This window comes from Winogradskyella wandonensis, from assembly GCF_004346845.1.
GTDB lineage: Bacteria > Bacteroidota > Bacteroidia > Flavobacteriales > Flavobacteriaceae > Winogradskyella > Winogradskyella wandonensis.
The window spans coordinates 60343-77650 of record NZ_SMGI01000005.1 but is presented as its reverse complement, the minus strand read 5'-3'; the positions used below and the strand labels follow the sequence as shown (position 1 = coordinate 77650).

General features: G+C 33.2%; 17 protein-coding genes. 14 read left to right on the top strand and 3 right to left on the bottom strand.

The window, feature by feature from the left end; all coding sequences use genetic code 11:
• The first annotated feature begins 2 nt into the window (after window positions 1-2).
• The 14 genes from DFQ05_RS12590 to DFQ05_RS12520 all read left to right on the top strand — a co-directional run bounded on the left by DFQ05_RS12590 (window position 3) and on the right by DFQ05_RS12520 (window position 13503).
• Window positions 3-1886 (top strand): PAS domain-containing sensor histidine kinase, encoded by a 1884-nt coding sequence (locus tag DFQ05_RS12590; protein ID WP_132705847.1) that lies wholly within the window; start codon window positions 3-5, stop codon window positions 1884-1886.
• On the top strand, window positions 1876-2925 hold the full coding sequence (locus tag DFQ05_RS12585) for a response regulator (protein ID WP_132705845.1): 1050 nt from the start codon (window positions 1876-1878) through the stop codon (window positions 2923-2925). Before DFQ05_RS12590 ends, DFQ05_RS12585 begins: the two co-directional genes overlap by 11 nt.
• A gap of 78 nt (window positions 2926-3003) precedes the next feature.
• Entirely contained in the window at window positions 3004-3849 is an 846-nt protein-coding gene (locus DFQ05_RS12580) for a universal stress protein (RefSeq protein WP_132705843.1), read from the top strand.
• Between the two features lie 683 nt (window positions 3850-4532).
• On the top strand, window positions 4533-5384 hold the full coding sequence (locus DFQ05_RS12570) for a universal stress protein (protein ID WP_132705839.1): 852 nt from the start codon (window positions 4533-4535) through the stop codon (window positions 5382-5384).
• Window positions 5385-5395: 11 nt separating this feature from the next.
• Window positions 5396-6235, top strand: coding sequence for a universal stress protein (locus DFQ05_RS12565; RefSeq protein ID WP_132705837.1), 840 nt, complete (start codon window positions 5396-5398; stop codon window positions 6233-6235).
• 14 nt (window positions 6236-6249) lie between these two features.
• Complete coding sequence (locus DFQ05_RS12560; protein ID WP_132705835.1) at window positions 6250-7080, top strand: universal stress protein; 831 nt, start codon at window positions 6250-6252, stop codon at window positions 7078-7080.
• A gap of 13 nt (window positions 7081-7093) precedes the next feature.
• A complete protein-coding gene (locus DFQ05_RS12555) occupies window positions 7094-7951 on the top strand; it encodes an ATP cone domain-containing protein (RefSeq protein WP_132705833.1) in 858 nt (285 codons plus the stop codon).
• The gene (locus DFQ05_RS12550) at window positions 7948-9321 is read left to right on the top strand and encodes an MBL fold metallo-hydrolase RNA specificity domain-containing protein (RefSeq protein ID WP_132705831.1); all 1374 of its coding nucleotides are present in this window, start codon (window positions 7948-7950) and stop codon (window positions 9319-9321) included. The genes DFQ05_RS12555 and DFQ05_RS12550 overlap by 4 nt, the downstream gene beginning before the upstream one ends.
• An 89-nt stretch (window positions 9322-9410) precedes the next feature.
• A complete protein-coding gene (locus tag DFQ05_RS12545; protein ID WP_132705829.1) occupies window positions 9411-9863 on the top strand; it encodes an Hsp20/alpha crystallin family protein in 453 nt (150 codons plus the stop codon).
• A gap of 69 nt (window positions 9864-9932) precedes the next feature.
• Window positions 9933-10376, top strand: coding sequence for a hypothetical protein (locus DFQ05_RS12540; protein WP_132705827.1), 444 nt, complete (start codon window positions 9933-9935; stop codon window positions 10374-10376).
• 5 nt (window positions 10377-10381) lie between these two features.
• A complete protein-coding gene (locus DFQ05_RS12535) occupies window positions 10382-11059 on the top strand; it encodes a hypothetical protein (protein ID WP_132705825.1) in 678 nt (225 codons plus the stop codon).
• Window positions 11060-11195: 136 nt separating this feature from the next.
• Entirely contained in the window at window positions 11196-11825 is a 630-nt protein-coding gene (locus tag DFQ05_RS12530; RefSeq protein ID WP_132705823.1) for a nitroreductase family protein, read from the top strand.
• 55 nt (window positions 11826-11880) lie between these two features.
• The gene (locus tag DFQ05_RS12525; RefSeq protein ID WP_132705821.1) at window positions 11881-12306 is read left to right on the top strand and encodes a hypothetical protein; all 426 of its coding nucleotides are present in this window, start codon (window positions 11881-11883) and stop codon (window positions 12304-12306) included.
• Between the two features lie 3 nt (window positions 12307-12309).
• A complete protein-coding gene (locus tag DFQ05_RS12520; RefSeq protein WP_132705819.1) occupies window positions 12310-13503 on the top strand; it encodes a DegT/DnrJ/EryC1/StrS family aminotransferase in 1194 nt (397 codons plus the stop codon).
• Here DFQ05_RS12520 and ribB read toward each other — a convergent pair.
• Genes ribB through lolA1 form a run of 3 tightly spaced genes read right to left on the bottom strand, consistent with a single transcriptional unit; the run spans window position 13500 to window position 17304 of the window.
• Entirely contained in the window at window positions 13500-14648 is a 1149-nt protein-coding gene (gene ribB, locus DFQ05_RS12515; RefSeq protein ID WP_132705817.1) for a 3,4-dihydroxy-2-butanone-4-phosphate synthase, read from the bottom strand. The two genes, DFQ05_RS12520 and ribB, sit on opposite strands and share 4 nt — an antisense overlap.
• Window positions 14649-14679: 31 nt before the next feature.
• A complete protein-coding gene (locus DFQ05_RS12510) occupies window positions 14680-16665 on the bottom strand; it encodes an LptF/LptG family permease (RefSeq protein ID WP_132705815.1) in 1986 nt (661 codons plus the stop codon).
• A 3-nt stretch (window positions 16666-16668) separates the two neighbouring features.
• A complete protein-coding gene (gene lolA1 / locus DFQ05_RS12505; RefSeq protein ID WP_132705813.1) occupies window positions 16669-17304 on the bottom strand; it encodes an outer membrane lipoprotein periplasmic chaperone LolA1 in 636 nt (211 codons plus the stop codon).
• Between the last annotated feature and the right edge of the window lie 4 nt (window positions 17305-17308).

Sequence of the window (17308 nt, the reverse complement as noted above, 5' to 3'; positions counted from 1 at the left end):
TCATGATAGGGCAAGACCAAGAAATATTCAATATTCTTCTAGAGACAGTTTCAGAAGCCGTAGTTATTGTTGATGAAAATCAGAATATAATGGAAATTAATGGCGTAGCGGAAACGGTATTTGGTTACAATAAATTAGATATTAAGAATAAACATTTAGATATTCTTATTCCTCAAAATTATCATGGTAAACATGCCGAATATGTAAAAGAATTTATCGAAGTTAATACACAGCGTCGAATGGCTAAGACCACGGATGTGTACGGTCTAACAAAATCAGGAGATATTATCCCTATAGAGGTAGAACTTAATCCTTTTAAAATCTATGACAAAACTTACGTCATGGCATTAATAAGGGATGTTTCTGAACAAAAAAAGAGCGAATACGATTTTATGCTACGTAGTAAAGCTCTAGAATCTGCAAGCAACGGTATTTTAATTACCGATGCGCAGAAACCGGATAATCCAATAATTTACTGCAATAATGCCTTTATTGAGCTAACTGGCTATTCTAGAGAAGAGGTTATAGGTAAAAACTGTAGGTTTTTGCAAGGAGAAGACCGAAAGCAAGAAGAGCTCGATAAACTTAGAAAAGCAATTAAACTTGGAGAGAGTTGTTTGGTAACTCTTCGTAATTACAGAAAAGATGGTACTTTGTTTTGGAACGATTTATACATAACACCAATTACAAACAGACGTGGTGTTATTACCAACTTTATTGGCATACAAAATGATGTAACCAAGCGTATTAGAGCCGAGGAAGAGCGTAGTCACTTAGCTACAATTTTTAATGAGTCTTTAAACGAAATTTATGTTTTTGATGCTTACAGTTTAAAGTTTATATCTGTAAATCGAGGCGCCATAGAAAATATAGGCTATTCTTTAGAAGAGCTAGAAACAATGTCACCTTTAGATTTAAAAATAACTATCGAAGAAAAAGACTTTAAGACAAATTACATTCAGCCACTACTTAATAAAGAAAAAGAAAAGATAGAATTTGAAACAGAACACAAAAGAAAAGATGGTACAACCTATCCTGTAAACGTCCATCTGCAGTTATCTTATCTTAACGAAAAACCTGTATTTACCTCTATAATTGCCGATATTACAGAGCAGAAAGACTATTTAAACAGGTTAGAAAATAAGGTAAAAGAGAGAACAGAACAATTACAAATTGCTCTGAGTAAAGAAAAAGAACTTAATGAGCTTAAAACAAAATTTTTATCCTTGGTTTCTCATGAGTTTAAAACGCCTTTAAGTGGTATATCTACGTCCGTAATGCTTCTAGAGAAGTATAATCAAGAAAAAGAACAGGATAAAAGAAACAAACACTTGGGAATTATAAAAGATAAGGTACATTATCTCAATAATATTCTTAACGACTTTTTATCTTTAGAACGTTTAGAAGCTGGGGCAGTAAACTATAAGTTTAGTCATTTTAATCTTAGTAAAGTAATTAATGAGGTGGTTTACAATGCAAATATGCTATTAAAAGAAGGTCAACGCATAAATTACCCTGATAATATCGATGATATAGCCATGTATCAAGACGAAAGAATTTTAGAGTTAGTACTAACCAATATTGTCTTAAATGCAGTAAAGTATTCAAACGAAAACTCTGAAATAGATATAAAAATAACGCTAGAAAATGGCTTTACGCAAATAGCAGTAAAGGACCAGGGCATTGGTATTCCCGAGAAAGATTTAGAAAACATATTTACAAGATACTTTAGAGCCGAAAATGTACTTCATATGCAAGGAACAGGGATTGGTCTTAACATTGCTAAAACGCATACAGAAAATTTAGGCGGCAATATATCTATAACGAGTAAAGAAAATAAAGGCACAACAGTGATATTACAAATACCAACTTCTCATGCAGACTAAAGTTTTACTTATAGAAGATGATATTGTGTTAAGAGATAATACTGCGGAATTATTAGAGCTTTTAAACTATCAGGTTATTACCGCCTCTAATGGTAAGAAAGGTTTAATAATTGCAGCAGCTGAAACTCCAGATATAATTATTTGTGATATTATGATGCCAAAAATGGACGGATATAAGGTATTGGAACAACTCTCTGCAAACTCTAAAACAAGTCATATACCCTTTATTTTCCTTTCTGCTAAAACAGAACATCAAGACATTCGAAAAGGTATGAATATGGGTGCGGACGACTACATAACAAAACCCTTTACAGAAGATGAACTAGTGAGTGCCATAAAAAGCAGATTGGCAAAAGTGGCGATACTTAAAGAGCAAAGAAAACTCGAAAAAAAAGTGGTAGAAAATGAAGAACTTCGGTCTTTAAACGATTTAAAAAACTACTTTGATAATAACGGTTTGGAGTTAAGTTTTGATAAAAATGAAATTATCTATAACGAAGGTGACCACTCTAACCAAATTTATCTAATCTCTAAAGGCGCTGTAAAATGTCATAAGCTAGATGAGCATGGTAAAGAGTTAACAACTGCATTATATAAAGAAGATGACTTATTTGGTTATACCTCTTTTACACATACCATAGCGCATAAAGAAACTGCAACCGCAATAGAAAAAACGCAACTTATGGGAGTTTCCATTAATCAGCTTTCGGAAATACTCAACAATAACCATAAAGTTGCTGTAGCGCTTATCGACTTACTAACAGATGATTTGTCTAATGTTAAAGATCAGCTTTTAGAAATGGCATATAGCTCTGTAAATAAAAAAACCGCCAATACTATTATTCAGTTTGCAGAAAAAATTAATCGACATACAAATGATCCTATAAAAATTTCTAGAAACGATTTGGCTAGTGTGGCTGGTGTTGCAACGGAAACTTTTATTAGAACGCTTACCAACTTTAAAAGCAGCGGACTTATTAAATCAGAAGGCCGAAATATTGTTGTGCTAGATTTAGAAGGATTAAAGCAAATTACATAAATGGATACCTTGAAAATGACACAGGTCATTTTAAACCTTTTTTAAAGCCTATAAATTTGGTTTTCAAAGTGGTGAGTTATGACAAGTGTATTATTACCAACAGATTTTTCAGATAATTCATGGAATGCTATTAAATATGCTTTGGAGTTTTTAAAAGATAAAAAATGCGTTTTTTATATTTTACATATCAACACACTAAGTTTTACAACCTTAAACGACCCATCTTTTATTGCTTCCGAAAGTGATATTAATGACATTTACATCAAACCGTCCAAAGTAAAGCTTCGTTCTATCTTAAAGCGTATTTCACAATTTTCAAATACCAATTTACATAAGTTTTACACCGTAGTAGATTATGGTTTTTTCATAGATTCTATAAGGAAACAGGTTGTTGAGAAAAATATTGATTTGATTGTAATGGGCACTAAAGGCGCCTCGGGCTTAAAACAAATTATAATTGGTAGTAATGCGGGAGACGTCGTGGTAAAAGTAAAATGCCCTACACTTGTTGTACCAGAAGATTGTACCTATAAACATATTGAAGAAATTGCTTTTCCGACGGATTTTTCTTCATTCAATAGTTTTAACACTCTAAAACCACTACTAAGTATTATTGAGGCTTTTAATGCCAAACTCAGCTTTTTACATGTAACTAAGTCTAAGCCTAAGTTAAACTACGAGCAGCAAAAAAATAAAGATATTTTAGAGGATTTCTTTACTGATTTTAATACCAAATGTTATTATTTAACAAATACGCATTTAGAGGAGGCTATTCAATGTTTTATAGAGAGTAGAGGAGTTGATATGATTGCTATGGTTGCAAAAAATCTAAATTATTTTCAACAGATTTTATTTCACACAAGAGTAGAAAAAATAACGTATCACACAGAGATACCATTCTTGGTACTTCACGAAAAAACATAACTGCCATGGACGTTTCACTAACTTTTGCAAAATTTTGGGGCTGGTATCTCATTATTTTCTTTTTGATATTAAGTTTAAATCCAAAGCGAATAAAACAAATATTCGATGATCTTAAAGACGAAAAATTTTTAATATTAAGTTCTTTTATTGCTATAATCGTAGGGCTTATTAGCATAATATTTCACAATATCTGGGAGCTCAATTATAAGATAGTTCTTACCCTTATTGGTTGGTTTTCTCTTTTTATTGGTCTGGCTTTATTTATTTTTCCAAAGTCTACTGTTAATTGGCTTCAAATAACAAATGTAAAGTTTGTCCAAGTTATTTATACCCTTCTATTTTTAGTGGGACTGTTTTTATTAAATAGGGCTTATCAATTAATCCCATATTAATTAAAACTGATTTTAATCAGTTTTTAAATACTATCGTATTATTACATTTACTACAAGTATTTAGGTTTGGGGGAAGCCTTAATATTATTAATAATTGATAAGCTAGAAAGCTAGATTTTTTATAAAAATCTAGCTTTCTGTTTTTTCAGTTAAAGGTCTTGCAACCAAGGAACTACATCTTTTTTTTATTTCATTAAAACACACTGCTGTAAGTCAGAAATCAGTCTGATATATATCATTGTTTAAGCTCTTATTAGTGCATAAATTTATAGATATTAAACACCTATGGCTATGAAAAACGTACTAATACCAACAGATTTTTCAGAGAACTCAATGAATGCAATACGCTATGCATTACAACTTTTTAAGTACGAAAAAACAGAGTTTTATTTTCTGAATGCTTACGAAGATGAAGTTTACAGTAATCACGAATTGTTAGAAGAAGAGCCATTTGATGAGGTAATTGAAATGGCCAAAAACAGGTCTAAGCTTAAGTTGGATATGCTGCTGAAAGAGGTGCAGAAATTAGCGCCGCATCCTAGATTTAAATACCACTTAGTCTCTGCTTATAATTCTATAGTAGATGAGGTAGATAAATTAGTTATTGGTAAAAATATAGATATCATAGTAATGGGTACCAAAGGCGAAACCTATTCTAAGACATACGTGTTTGGTAGTAATACGCTTCAAGTTTTAAAGTATGTGTCTTGCCCAGTTTTAGCCATCCCACATTCTTACGAATATAAACAGCCTCACAACGTTCTTTTCGCATCAAATTACTTAATTCCTTATAGCAGACGCGAAATAAAGCTATTAAACACGCTGCTATCTCCATTTAGGTCAGTCATAGATTTGTTATACATATCAAAAAGTAAATACCTGTCCAAAAGACAAAGAGATAATAAATCGTTCTTAGAAGAAGGCTTAGCTAATCTAGAATTAAATTTTAAACATATAGAAAGTAAAAATGTCTCTAAATCTATTGCTAATTATGCTAAAGACCACGAGACAGACTTGCTGGTCATGGTTAATACAAGACATTCTTTTTTAGAGGATATGCTCTTTAGGTCTAAGGTAGATGATTTTTGTTTACACACCAAAATTCCGTTTTTGGCATTGCAGAATATTAGACGCAACATATAATATCTAGAGTCATGAAAAAGATACTATTACCTACCGATTTTTCCGATAATTCTTGGAATGCGATAGTTTATGCATTACAATTATTTAAACAAGAGGATTGTAAATTCTATTTTTTAAACACCTATACACCAGTGGTTTATCAAATAGAATATGTGCCTATGGGCGCTGCACAATATGGCTTAGTGGATGCTATTAAAGATACCGCAGAGGCTAAAATGACTAAGTTATTAGATAAGATTAAAAAAGACTTTAAAAACCCAAAGCATACGTTTGAGACAATTACGGTTTTTAGTACGCTTATTACCGAGATAAAACATATCGCAGAGATAAAGGGTATTGATTATATAGTTATGGGAACAAAGGGCGCTACAGGCGCTAAAGAAGTCCTTTTTGGGTCTAATACAGTACAAGTTTTTAAGAATGTAAAATGTCCAGTTATTGCCGTTCCTGATGGTTTTGAGTTTGAGCGTCCGTTAGAAATATTATTTCCTTCAGATTACGAGGTAGCGTTTAAAGACAAGCATCTAAAGTCTATTTTAGATATAGTTAAACTTTACAACAGCAGGCTTAATATTATGCACGTATCGTACGGATACGACCTTTCTGATAAACAGGTTAAGAATAAGGGTCTTTTAGAAAAATACTTTAATAATCAAGCACCTTTATTTCATGATATTAGAAATGAAAACGTGACAGATGCTATTGATAAATTTCAAATAAAGCACAAAATTAACCTATTGGTTATGCTTAATAATAAACATTCGTTTTTCGAAAACTTGTTTTTTAAGTCCACATTAAGTCAAATAGGTTTTCATCTTCATATTCCACTTTTAGTAATTCCATCTCAATAGTTAAATCTTAAGTCATGAAACGCCGAATCCTTTTACCCACCGATTTCTCAGATAATTCTTGGAGTGCCATAGTTTATGCACTTAAACTCTTTAAGGATGAAGAATGTATCTTTTACCTTTTAAACTCAGTTGCTTTAAAAGCATCTACAATTTCTAATTTTTCAAATAGTCTTTTAAAGGTTATGAAAGAAAACGCAATGAAAGAATTAGATGCTCTAAAAAAGCAAATAGAAACCGCTGATGCCAATGCAAACCATGAGTTTTATAACGTGCTTAGCACACAAGACTTATACGATGCCATTAAGTTTGAAATAAAACAGAACAATATTGATTTAATTGTAATGGGAACAAAAGGAGCCACTGGTGCCAAAGAAATTTTCTTAGGTAGTAATACCATTAAAGTTATAAAGAAAATTAAAAACTGCCCCGTTCTTATAGTTCCGGACGAATACGATTATATTGTACCAAGACAAATTACCTTCCCGACTGATTTTAAAAGACCTTTTAAAGATAATGAGTTAGACACTTTAAAATTAGTAGCAGAATTGTATGATTCTAAAATAAGAATACTTCATATTAATGAAGAAGAAGAACTTAGCATCGAACAAAAACGCAATCATGACGTACTAAAAGAGCGACTTAGAAATCTTAAACTAAGCTTTCATTGGATGCCCGATTACGATAGTAAAGAAGCCGAAATAAATGAGTTTATAGCTGACTTGAGTATTGACCTACTGGTTATGGTTTACTACAAAAGAAGTTTAATAGAAAGAATTATGAATGAGCCAGTTGTGAAAAGAATTGGTTTACAGCCAGTTATACCTTTTTTAGTTATACCAGCATAATTTTTTAAATAGAATGGAAAAAAATAAGATAGATATCATTAAATCTAGTGGAGAAAAGGTTAAATTCTCTATAAATAAATTACGCTCGTCTTTAGAGCGAATTGGCGCAAATAGAGAGACCATTAACGCTATCATTGATACGGTAAGAGACGAGTTGTATCAAGGAATATCTACAAAAGAAATTTATAACAGAGCCTATGCCATGCTTAAAAAAAAGAAAAGCTATATGGCATCTAAGTATCGGCTTAAAAAAGCCATATACGAGTTAGGTCCTACGGGTTTCCCGTTCGAAAGATTTATAAAAGAATTATTACAGCATTCTGGCTACGATGCCTATGTTGGTGAAATACTTCAAGGAAAATGTGTGTCTCACGAAATTGATGTTGTTGCGCATAAAGGAAATAAAACAACAATTATCGAATGTAAATTTCACGGAGAAGAAGGATTAAATTGTAATGTTAAAGTTCCGTTGTACATTAATTCAAGGTTTCAAGATGTAAAAGAACATTGGAATAGTGTAAGTGATAACGGGACAACGCTTACCGCTGGATGGGTAGTAACCAATACACGTTTTACCGAAGATGCAGTAAAATACGGTCGCTGTTGTGGTTTGTACTTGCTAAGCTGGGATTACCCAAATGGAGAAAGTTTACGAGAACGTATAGACAGTTTGGGACTTTACCCAATAACCGTATCTACATTACTAACAGAACGAGAGAAACAGTTTTTATTAAGTAGAAGTATTGTTTTGTGTAAGCAGCTTATCGGAGATGTTTTTTATTTAGATCATCTAGGGATATCGGAAGAACGAAAAGAAAAAATCTTTAACGAGATAGAGCTGCTCTGTGATTACTCAATACAAAAGCAATGAAACCAATAGTAAAAGTTAATTTTTTGGGTGGTGCAGGTACTGTAACTGGTTCTAAATTTTTGATAGAAACTTCAGAATGCAATATTCTTGTAGATTGCGGAATGTTCCAAGGTCTAAAAGAGTTAAGAACTTTAAATTGGGTTGATTTACCTGTAGATGTGCCTTCCATCGATGTAGTACTATTAACTCATGGTCACTTAGACCACGTAGGCTACTTACCAAGATTAATAAAGCAAGGTTTTAAAGGAAAAGTATACGGTACTGCGCCAACACTTGCAATAGCTCAAATTATATTATTGGATAGTGCCAAAATTCATGAAGAAGAAGCCAAGAAGGCGAATAAAGAAAAGTACACCAAACATAATCCAGCTTTACCTTTCTATACAATTGAAGAAGCTGAAAAAACAATCACATTTTTTGAAGTGATTCAAGAAGATAAATGGGTTCTTCTGTCAGACAATATATCTACAAGGTTTCAGTATAATGGGCATATTATTGGGGCAACGTTTATAGAAATAAATATTAATGGAAAACGCTTTGTGTTTTCTGGAGATATTGGCAGAACTAATGATTATCTATTGGATGACCCAAAAAAACCAGAATGGGCAGATTATCTGTTTGTAGAAAGTACTTATGGCGATAAAAAGCATCCAGAACAAGATGTAGAAGCCATACTTATAGACCTTATTACAAAAACCATTTATAACAAGGGCAATCTTATTATACCAAGTTTTGCTGTAGAGCGTCTTCAAACATTAATGTACATATTGTGGAAATTATACAAAGCGCACAAAATCCCTAATATTCCTATTTTTATAGATAGTCCTATGGGAAATAATGTTTTGGATGTTTTCAAAAGATTCCCAAAATGGCACCGATTATCGACTTCTGATTATTACGCCATGTGTAATCACGTAAATATTATTAGCTCGTATAGAGAAACTTGGAAAACTATAGACGATAAAAGGCCTAAAGTAGTCATCGCTGGCAGTGGCATGGTTACCGGAGGCAGAGTTCTAACATATTTACAGCAATTAATAGACGAGCCAACTACCACAGTACTCTTGGTAGGTTATCAGGCCGAAGGTACACGAGGACGTCAACTTTTAGATGGCGTTCACGAACTTAAGTTTTTTGGTAAATATTATCCAGTTAATGCAGAAATACATCATATCGAAAGTTTATCTGCTCATGCAGATCAAGAAGAACTTCTCGAATGGTTAAGTACAATTAAAAATGTACCAGAAAAGGTGTACTTGATTCATGGCGAAGCCTCATCGCTTAACGCTTTTAGAGTTAAGCTAGAAACAAAATATAATTGGCTTGTGAAAGTTCCTAAGATTACGGATGTAGAGCAGCTTATTATTTAGTGTAAACTGATTAAAATCATTTCGTAAGGTGATAGTTATAAGTAAATTACAGATGTTACAAGAAGTTTAACATCAAAAATTTTACGATTATGTCACTAATTAAATTTAACAATCGAAACAGATTAATCCCATGGAATAACAATCAGTTAAAAGATTTTTTTAGCTCAGATGATTTTTTGTTTAGCGATGACTTTTTTGATGACGATTCTTTAATGCCTGCAATGAATGTTAAAGAATTAGACAAAGAATTCGAAGTAGAATTTGCGGCACCTGGCTTTAAGAAATCCGATTTCGAAGTTACTTTAGAAAATCATGTCCTTAACGTCTCTGCTAAAAAAGAGACCGAGAAAGAAGAAGGAAATAAGGACTACATGCGCAAAGAATTTAGCTACAATGCATTTAAAAGAACACTAAGATTACCAGAAACTGTTAACGATAAGGCTGATATTAAGGCCGTATACAATGATGGTATTCTTAGACTTAATCTTCAGAAAAAAGAATCGACTAAGGAAACACCGAAAAAAGTAATTGAAGTTATCTAAATCAAAAAATCAAATTCAGCAGGGTGTTCAAAGTGTTTCACGCCCTGCTTTTTCAAAATAGGTTTAATCATGAAAACAATACACACATATGCAAAACATACCGAATGGTTGAGTGCAGAGGAAATGCATAATTCTTCAAAATTATGGTTATCTGAGTTATCATTTTATAAAGAAGAACAAATCTTTTTCGAAGATTTGATTAAATCGAATACACTACAATTAATAGATAAAAATCATTTTGAAGATAGTAAATCCATAATAGACAGACTCTCAGTTATTGTTAAGCAAACACAAACGCTAATCAACGCGGTAAAATCTCACGAAAAGGAGCTCTCAATTATGGTAGATGGAATAAATCAGTTAGAAGAAGAAGCTGAGTATAAAAAAGAACATAGAAATTTAATAGAACTCATAAGTGAGTTTAAAAAGCGTTACCAATCAATTAAGAAGGAGCTTTTTAATTTAATCAAGACGGTGATTAAAGAGAGCAAGCAAAAACGATTTTTAAAATAAAAGATATGAAACGAGTTGCATTTTTATTAACCATACTCTTTGTTGTAAGCTGTTCGGACATACAATTGGTAGATTATTGGAAAAGCCCTGACGCTGATACTTATAGTCCCATAAAGGTCTTAGTAGTGGGCTTAACAGCCGATGAGAAAGCGCGATTGGAGTTTGAAAACCAAATGAAAACTGAACTAGAATTAAGAGGTGTTGAGGTACAAACCAGTGCAGATATTAAGGAATTGTCGTTAGATACTGGGCAAATCACCGAAGAACAACTAGATAAGTTAGAGGATAAGCTACTCGATGACTATTTCGATACTATTATTCTTAGTAAAGTTATTGGCGTAGAAGATAAAATTGTTTACCGAAACGACTATAAAAATTATGACCAAACCTATAGACGTTTTAAAGACGATTACTTAAGATATCAGGATATTTATTATAATCCAGAATACTATAACGAGTATACGGTATATCATGCAGAAACTGCTATGTATTGTATTTGTCCAAGCAAAGACAGAGAGCTCTTATGGAAAGGTTATATTGATATTACGGACCCAAACCAAAAAGAAATAACAAAGACGATTAAACGATACGTAAATGTCGTTATTCTATCCTTGGAAGAAATGAACTTTATTTCACCTAAATCAGAGTTAATAGAAGATAATCCAAATAACATTCAGCAATAGAATTGTAGTTTAAAAGTACTTCAACTTTAAATACGTTTTAGCGAAAGATACATTTTCAATAGTTCCTTGCCTTTTCGGAGCGTATAGATAATAGAATTCAAAGTAACATTCCTTATTTTTGCAAAAAAAGAAAGCTATGAATGTTATTAAGCAGCTAAAATGGCGCTATGCGACTAAGAAATTCGATACTAAAGTCGTATTATCAGATTCTAAATTAAATACACTTAAAGAGGCATTTAATCTTACTGCCTTATCCTACGGTTTACAAACGTTAAAACTTATAATAATAAGCGATAGAGAAAAAAGGGAAGCTTTAGTATCCCACGCTTACGGTCAGCGACAAGTGGCTGATGCGTCTCACTTATTAATTTTATGTATTCAGAATGAAATAGATACGAAAGATGTAGATAACCATTTTGATAATATAGTTGAAATAAGAAACACACCAAGAGCTATTTTAGAGCCTTTTAAAAATCAACTTAATGCTACAATCGAAGCAATGCCCAAAGACAAAAAAGAAGATTGGGCTATTAGACAGGCTTATATTGCATTAGGTAATCTTATGACCGTTTGTGCGATCGAAGAGATTGATAGTTGCCCTATGGAAGGTTTTGTTCCAGACGCTTTTGATAAAGCACTTCAGCTAAGCGAAAAAGGATTAAAATCAGTATTGTTACTACCTGTAGGGAAACGCGCTAAAGATGATATGTTTGCAGATTTTAAGAAGGTTAGAAAGCCCATAAACGAAACAATTATAGAATTGTAATAATACAACGCCTTAAGCGTTCAAAGTACTATATTTGTTATATAAACGTCATCTTATGAAATATTATAGTCTTTCAGTTATTTTTTGTTGCGTTACGCTTTTGGGTTTCTCGCAAAAAATTAAATGGGAAAACAATTATGCCAAAGCTCTTGAGCTTACAAGGAACACCGATAAAATGTTATTGATTTATTTTGTAAATGGCGTAGATAAAGAAGCTGAGCGTAAGATTAATCAAGACATCTTTAAATCAGATGAGCTAAAATCTTTAGCTAACGATTTTATAATCTATAAGATAGATACGAACACTAATTCTCGAGATTCTAGATACAATGAGCGATTAATTTCATCTTATAATTATAATCGCGTTTTCCCTGCTATAAAAGTAGCTGTAGTGCCCTCTTACAACGCGCCAGAACTATTTACAAAGTTCGATGACGCAGGCATAAAACTCTTTTTTAAAACCCTAAAAAATTTAAAATAGCACATGCCAGGATTTGAGTTATTTGGTGACGCTGAGCGTCAAAGCGTTAGTGATGTATTGGATAATGGTGTTTTAATGCGCTACGGATTTGATGGTATGCGCAAAGGTCATTGGAAAGCAAAAGCGCTCGAAAGCGAACTTCAAAATACATTTAAGTCCAAACACGTACAATTAGTATCAAGTGGAACGGCTGCGGTTTCTGTAGCTCTAGCTTCTGCGGGTGTAGGAGCAGGAGACGAGGTTATTATGCCAACCTTTACGTTTGTAGCAAGCTTCGAGGCTATTATGATGCTAGGTGCAATTCCAGTGTTGGTAGATATAGATAGTACATTAACTCTAGACCCAAAAGCAGTAGAAGCAGCTATTACGCCTAGAACAAAAGCAGTTATGGTGGTGCAAATGTGTGGGAGTATGGGAGATATGGATGCACTTAAATCGATTTGCGAAAAACATAATTTAGTTTTTGTGGAAGATGCGTGTCAGGCAATTGGAGGTACGTACAAAGGTAAACCTCTGGGAAGTATCGCAGATGTTGGTTGTTTTTCGTTCGATTTTGTGAAAACGATTACCTGTGGCGAAGGTGGCGCAGTGGTTACTAACAACAAAGATTATTATTTAAATGCCGACCATTATAGCGACCATGGACATGACCATGTAGGGAATGATAGAGGCGCCGAAACACATCCTTTTTTAGGTTACAATTTTAGAATTTCTGAACTGCACGCGGCAGTTGGTTTAGCTCAGGTAAAACGTCTGCCAGATTTTTTAGCGATACAGAAACGAAATTTTGATATTATTAGAGAAGAGTTAAGTCAAATTTCAGAAGTAGAATTTAGAACAGTTCCAGAAGGTGGCGAAGAAAGTTGCGCATTTTTAAATTTCTTTTTACCAAACTTAGAAATCGCTCGTAAGGTATCTAAAGCCTTCAAAGAAAACGGCATTGATGCTTGTTTTCATTATTACGATAACAATTGGCATTACATTAGAAAATGGGACCATTTAAAGAACTTAAAATCTTTATTCCCAATTTCTGAGGAGGTTAGGAAAGGTCTTCAATATTTAGAAACAAAAACTTTCGAGCAATCAGATAATTACATAGCTAGAAATCTATCTTGTCTTATAAAATTATCTTGGACCGAAGATGAAGTAAAAGAAAGAGCCAAAAAAATGGCAAAACTTATTAAAGAAAATCTTTAATAGTTAACGTACTCGACGATTTCTAGTCCATAACCAATCATACCAACGCGTTTGGTTTGAGCACTATTAGATATTAGTTTAATTTTACTGATGTTTAAGTCGTGTAAAATTTGTGCACCAATACCAAAATCTTTAGAGTCCATTGCTATACTTGGAGCTTTCACGATTTCGCCAGTCTTTTGTGTATCTTTTAAGATAGCTAACCTATTAAGAAGATTGGTAGACTGGTTTTGCTGGTTTATAAAAACAATAGCACCTTTACCAGATTGGTTAATAACATTAAACATGTCATCTAGCTTTTGGTCGGCATTGTTCGTTAGCGTACCCAAAATATCGTTATTAACTAATGTCGAATTAATTCTAGTCAATACCTCGTCTCCGCTGTTCCAGCTTCCTTTTGTTAATGCAATATGAATTTGGTTATTTGTCGTTTGCTCGTATGCACGTAATCTATACCGTCCAAAGCGTGTTTCGATATCGAAATCTTCTTTTTTCTCAATTAGCGAATCATGTTCCATACGATAGGCAACAAGGTCTTCGATAGAAACAATTTTTAAGTCAAACTTTTTAGCAACATCTACAAGCTGCGGCAAACGCGCCATTGTACCGTCTTCATTCATAATTTCAACGATACATCCAGCAGGCTCAAAACCAGCAAGACGCGCAAAATCTATCGCAGCTTCTGTATGACCTGTGCGTCTTAATACACCGCCTTCTTTTGCAACTAACGGAAAAATATGGCCAGGACGTGCTAAATCGAATGCCTTTGTATCTTTTGAGACAAGAGCTTTTACAGTTTTAGAACGGTCACTTGCAGAAATCCCTGTAGTAACACCATGTCCTCTTAAATCTACGGACACGGTAAACGCAGTTTCCATAGGGTCAGTGTTGTTGCGAACCATCATATTAAGGTCTAATTCTTTGCAACGTTGTTCTGTTAAAGGCGTGCAGATAAGACCTCTTCCGTGAGTAGCCATAAAATTAATCATCTCTGGCGTCACAGTTTCTGCGGCAGCAAGAAAGTCACCTTCATTTTCCCTATTTTCATCATCTACTACGATAATCACTTTACCTTGGCGAATATCTTCAATGGCTTCTTCTATTGTATTTAAAACGATTGTATGGCTCACAGTTTCTGCAATCATGATTAGATTTTTTGATACTGCAAAGATAAACTTATTTTATTTGGTTAAGACAACTTAGGTGGAAGTCTTCTTTTACTCTAGATTTTAAAAAGATATATTTAATAGGGTAGAACGGAAGACTTAAAAGAATAAGTAGTGGGTTGATTCGCTTTTCGGCCTGACCTATAGATTTGTAAAAACGCGAGTAGTAAACAGAGGAAACAATGACATAAAGAAAGTAAATGCCAAAGGAAATAAAGCTAAGGGTTTTTACAATTTCAGAGAGTTCTGGGAGCTTATTATTTTTAAATACAAAATGAAGAACAAGAAAAATAGCACCCAAGCTAAACGTTACTAAGTTTGTATTAGAATAGTCTAAATAGTCTTTTAGTTCTGACTTTGCTTTTTTAATATTAGCGGGTACCGTAAGACCTTTTTCTTCTAATTGATTTAAAGTTACGTTTCGGTCTGTTAAATGCTGAAGTGCAATTTGCTTTGGCTTTTTATCCAAATCATAGTCGTTATGATTTTTTACAACAGCAACAAGGTCATCTATACTGTGCTTGTTATAATAGCTATAGGATTGCACTGATTTAATATCGTTTATTTCCGAACTAGACTTAACTGAAAACAATTTCTTTAGCGGAACTGTAATAATATCTAAATTAATTAAGCCTTTGTCGTTTGTAGCACGATGTGTGAGATATATACTTAGCGGAAGCATAATTAATGTGGACAGCCAGGTGGCAATGGCTGGATTGATAGCATCTGATTTGGCATTGTTCTTTAAAAATATACCAATAAAATGGTAGGTAAGGAACAATAAAATTGCAATAACCATTGGTAATCCAATACCACCCTTACGGATTAATGCGCCAAGTGGTGCTCCCACAAAAAATAAGATAACACAAGCAAAGCCTAAAGCGTATTTTTCGTGTAAGGCAATAATGTGCTTATTGCGCTCTGAGGTTCTGGCTGAGAAAGTTTTTTCGTTGGTTTGTATAATCTGGGATGTGCTACTAGCCGTATTAAAAGCTAATCCAAGGATTTGGATTTTAGTTTTTGTATTAAAAATATTAAGAATATCCTCGTTTAATAAACTGTCGTTTTTCTGCGGAATTGTGGTCTTTAGGCTGGCAAAGGTGCTTCGATTGTATAAGCTAGTAGAGAGCGACTGGTAATCCTTTTTTCGTTCTGTAAACAAAGAGTCTATTGTATAGCTTAGTTCGTTTACAGGTAACATATTATATCTGTCGTCTGTGCTTTTTTCATCTAAATCGTCTTTCCCTAAATTCCCTAAATCGATATTTATGGTATAGGACTTAAATTGACTTTGTGCATGCGGTTTGCGTTTGTTAAACTTTCGCATATCCCTAGAGACCATTTCATCGTAGAAATTACCATTGGTTAACTCTAACTTTAAAATATTAGAATCTTCAGCACTTTTTAATTCGCCTTTTTCTGCAATAATTGTCGTGTAGTTACCGCGTTTAAATGATTTTTTTTGATGAATTATAACCTTGTCTAAATATTGTCCACGGTCGCCACTCTTGTTTTCTACTCGTATATTAATATTACCAATTTCATTAAACTGTCCTTCTGCGATGGCTAGCGCTGGCTTTACCTTTGCAATATTTCGTCTTAAATTATAGAAATTATATTCTCCCCAAGGAATTACATTATTAGCAAAGAAAAAACAAGCAATTCCTAAACCTACAATAAACAAAGACAAACTTCGCATAGCGCGCTGAAGCGAAATTCCTGTAGATTTCATGGCAGCAAACTCATAGTTTTCGGCAAAATTTCCAAAAACCATAATAGATGCTAGCAATACTGTTAAAGGAACAACTAAAGGAATAAGTTTTGGTGAATAGTAAAAAATAAACTTCAAAGTGGTAACAACGTCTAAGTCTTTACCAGCAAGCTCTGTTATGTATAGCCACAGGCCTTGTAAAACAAAAATGAACATAAATATGATAAATATGCTCACAAATGTTCGTAAGAAGGTTTTTAGTATATACCTGTCTAGAATTTTCAATCGTTAATCTATTTCGTTGATATAATAATCAGAATATTTGCTTTTATCGAAAGTGAAAAGACTTTCTGGAATAGCTTGGTTTGTTTTAAAAGAATTAACAGTCAGTGTCGTCTTAACGCCACCTTTACCTACTTCTATTAAATTATAAATATGTTTTGTCGTAGCATCAATACCTAAAAGCACGTGTCTAATCTCAGAATTACTATCGATAGGTGTTAGTTTTACATACTGTATTTTTCGTCCTCGAACATTTTGTAAAATATCCATTTTGTAGGTGTATCCATCTTCGTAAAAGGATAACATTTTACTTGGGGTAATAGTACCTTCATCTTCTGTGTTTTCTGAAGAAATAGTAACTTCTTCGTCTTCGGGACTTATATTGTATAACTTTTTTCCATCGAAAATTCTGGTAACGCCTAGCACGTTTAATACATATTTATCACCTTCTATAGTTACGTCGCCTTTTGTTTCCTGGGAAATATTCTCGCTAACATTATTAAGTTCGTACTTAAAATTCACACTGATGTTTTCGTACGATTTTACCTTTTTACTGACTTCGTTAAGCAAAGCTTCGGCTTTATCTTGGGCCATTAAGTTCCCGGTAATAATTAATGCTAAAAGTAGTCCTATTTTTTTCATCTTA